A 3,482-nucleotide genomic window follows, 5' to 3' on the forward strand; every position below is an offset into this window, starting at 1 on the left:
CGTGAAATCTGACCAGGGTCACCCTCTGGGGACGGATCAAACGGTCGAGGGTTTCATACCGTCGGTGAATACCCTTGAAAMGTCTTGATTGGCACGAGGGTTGCGATTTATCCCGGGTCGCTTGGCGCATGCTGCGCCCCAACAATTATTCCTGGAGCCCTCATGGAGACTCTGATTCAACAGATCATCAACGGCCTGGTGCTGGGGAGCATGTATGCCCTCGTCGCCCTGGGCTACACGATGGTCTACGGCATCATCAACCTCATCAATTTCGCCCACGGCGAGATCCTGATGGTGGGCGCCATGGTCAGCTGGACGCTGGTCACGCTGCTGGCGGATTCCGGCATTCCCGGCTGGCTGCTGATGCTGATCGGCCTGGCCGCCGCCATCGTCGTCTGCGCGACGTTGAACTACGCAGTTGAGAAGATCGCCTACCGGCCGCTGCGCAACGCGCCGCGCCTGGCGCCGCTGATCACCGCCATGGGCATGTCGCTGCTGCTGCAGGTGCTGGCGATGATCATCTGGAAGCCGAACCCCAAGCCCTTCCCGCTGCTGCTGCCCACCACGCCGTTCGACCTGGGCGGCCCCGTCATCACCGTCACGCAATGCCTGATCCTGGGCCTGACGGTCTGCATCCTGGCCGGCCTGATGTACCTGGTGAACTACACCAAGCTGGGCCGCGCGATGCGCGCCACCGCCGAGAACCCGCGCGTGGCCGGCTTGATGGGCGTGAAGCCCGACTTCATCATCTCCACCACCTTCGTCATCGGCGCTGCGCTCGCCGCAGTGGCCGGCCTGATGTGGGCGGCCAACTACGGCACCGTGCAGCACACCATGGGCTTCATGCCCGGGCTGAAGGCCTTCACGGCCGCGGTGCTGGGCGGCATCGGCAACCTGGCCGGCGCGGTGGTGGGCGGCGTGCTGCTCGGCCTCATCGAGGCCATCGGYGCAGGCTACCTGGGCGACCTGACCGGTGGCGTGCTGGGCAGCCACTACGCCGACATCTTCGCCTTCGTCGCCCTCATCCTCGTGCTGACGCTGCGCCCCTCGGGCCTGCTCGGCGAGCGTGTGGCCGATCGCGCCTGAAGGGAGACAAGACATGGACACCAAGAAAATCTTCACCTTCCTCGCGGCCGCCATCGGCCTGCTCGTTGTGCCGTTGTTCGCACAGCAGCTCGGCAATGGTCCGGTCCGCATCATCGACCTGGCGCTGCTCTACGTGCTGCTGGCGCTGGGGCTGAACATCGTCGTTGGCTATGCCGGCCTGCTGGACCTGGGCTACGTCGCTTTCTACGCGGTCGGCGCCTACATGTTCGCGCTGATGTCCAGCCCGCACCTGAGCGAGAACTTCGAGGCCATCCAGGCCGCGTTCCCGACGGGCCTGCATTCGCCGCTGTGGCTGGTCATCCCGGCCGGAGCGGCGCTGGCAGCCTTCTTCGGCGTGATGCTGGGGGCGCCAACGCTGAAGCTGCGCGGCGACTATCTCGCCATCGTCACGCTGGGCTTCGGCGAAATCATCCGCGTCTTCCTGAACAACCTTGAGTACCCGGTCAACATCACCAACGGCCCGCGCGGCATCGGCCAGATCGACTCCTTCCACGTCTTCGGCGTGGACCTGGGCAAGTCCTGGGAGGTGTTCGGCTTCACGCTGCCGTCGGTGACGCTGTACTACTACCTCTTCCTGGCCCTCGTGGTGGGCGGCGTGGTGGTCTGCTACCGCCTGGAAAACTCCCGCATCGGCCGCGCCTGGATGGCCATCCGTGAGGACGAGATCGCCGCCAAGGCCATGGGCATCAACACCCGCAACCTGAAGCTGCTGGCCTTCGGCATGGGCGCCACTTTCGGCGGCGTGTCGGGCGCGATGTTCGCGAGCTTCCAGGGCTTCGTGTCGCCCGAGTCCTTCAGCCTGCAGGAGTCGGTCATGATCGTCGCGATGGTCGTGCTGGGTGGCATCGGCCACATCCCTGGCGTCATCCTTGGCGCGCTGATGCTGTCGGCCCTACCCGAGGTACTGCGCTACGTCGCCGGCCCGCTGCAGCAGATGACTGACGGTCGCCTCGACGCCTCCATCCTGCGCCAGTTGCTGGTGGCCCTGGCCATGATCGGCATCATGCTGGCCCGCCCGCGCGGCCTGTGGCCGGCGCCCGAGCACGGCAAGGTCGCCCCGCCTGCCGCGAAGTGAGGGAGGACACCAACATGAGCAAACACGACAACATCGTTCTCAACGTCAGCGGCGCATCCAAGCGCTTCGGCGGCGTGCAGGCCCTGTCCGACGTCGGCATCCAGATCCAGCGCGGCCAGGTGTACGGCCTCATCGGCCCCAACGGCGCCGGCAAGACGACCTTCTTCAACGTCATCACGGGCCTGTACGTGCCGGACGGCGGCAGCTTCTCGCTCGGCGGCACGCCCTACACGCCGCAGGCCGTGCACCAGGTCGCCAAGGCCGGCATCGCGCGCACCTTCCAGAACATCCGCCTCTTCGCCGACATGACGGCGATCGAGAACGTGATGGTTGGCCGCCACATCCGCACCAAGTCCGGCCTGATCGGCGCGGTGTTCCGCACGCCCAAGTTCAAGGCCGAGGAGGCCGCCATCAAGGCGCGCGCCCAGGAGCTGCTGGACTATGTCGGCATCGGCAAGTACGCAGACTACAAGGCCCGCACGCTGAGCTATGGCGACCAGCGCCGTCTGGAGATCGCCCGGGCCCTGGCCACCGACCCGCAGCTGATCGCGCTGGACGAACCCGCCGCGGGCATGAACGCGACCGAGAAGGTCGTGCTGCGCGAGCTGATCGACCGCATCCGCAACGACGGCCGCACCATCCTGCTCATCGAGCACGACGTGAAGCTGGTCATGGGCCTGTGCGACCGCGTGACGGTGCTGGACTACGGCAAGCAGATCGCCGAAGGCACGCCTTACGACGTGCAGCGCAACGAAAAGGTGATCGAGGCCTACCTCGGCGCCGGTCACAAGAACCACTAAGGATGACCCACCCCCRTAGCGCTTCGCGCTCCCCCTCAAGGGGGCGCACCCAGTGGCCTGGCAAAGCCAGTTCCACGGGTGCCGCTTGGGAACGCACTGATTTGGAGTGATAGGTATGGCAGCAACCCTGCTCAAGGTTTCTGGCTTGAAGGTCGCCTACGGCGGCATCCAGGCCGTCAAGGGCGTCAGCTTCGAGGTGCGCGAGGGCGAACTGGTATCGCTGATCGGCGCCAACGGCGCCGGCAAGACGACGACGCTGAAGGCCATCACCGGCCTGCAGCCGGTGGCCGCTGGCAGCGTCGAATACCTCGGCAAGCCCATCAAGGGTCAGGGCGCCTGGGACCTGGCCAAGCAGGGCCTGGTCATGGTGCCGGAGGGCCGTGGCACCTTCACGCGCATGACCATCACCGAGAACCTGCAGATGGGCGCCTACAACCGCAAGGATGGCGAGATTCAGGCGGACATGGACAAGGTCTTCGGCCTGTTCCCGCGCCTGAAGG

4 protein-coding genes are annotated in these 3,482 nt (G+C 66.0%); all 4 read left to right on the forward strand.

The genetic code is table 11. The features are described from left to right. Positions 1–162 precede the first annotated feature (162 nt). On the forward strand, positions 163–1,086 hold the full coding sequence (locus AC1DU6_RS24065) for a branched-chain amino acid ABC transporter permease (protein ID WP_056196256.1): 924 nt from the start codon (positions 163–165) through the stop codon (positions 1,084–1,086). 13 nt (positions 1,087–1,099) lie between these two features. Further along, entirely contained in the window at positions 1,100–2,182 is a 1,083-nt protein-coding gene (locus tag AC1DU6_RS24070; RefSeq protein WP_056196259.1) for a branched-chain amino acid ABC transporter permease, read from the forward strand. Between the two features lie 14 nt (positions 2,183–2,196). Next, entirely contained in the window at positions 2,197–2,982 is a 786-nt protein-coding gene (locus tag AC1DU6_RS24075) for an ABC transporter ATP-binding protein (protein ID WP_056196261.1), read from the forward strand. 115 nt (positions 2,983–3,097) lie between these two features. Continuing rightward, positions 3,098–3,482, forward strand: a 385-nt coding sequence (locus AC1DU6_RS24080; RefSeq protein WP_477860156.1) for an ATP-binding cassette domain-containing protein, incomplete at its 3' end; no start/stop codon positions are given.

Source organism: Roseateles sp. P5_B10 (genome assembly GCF_056400485.1).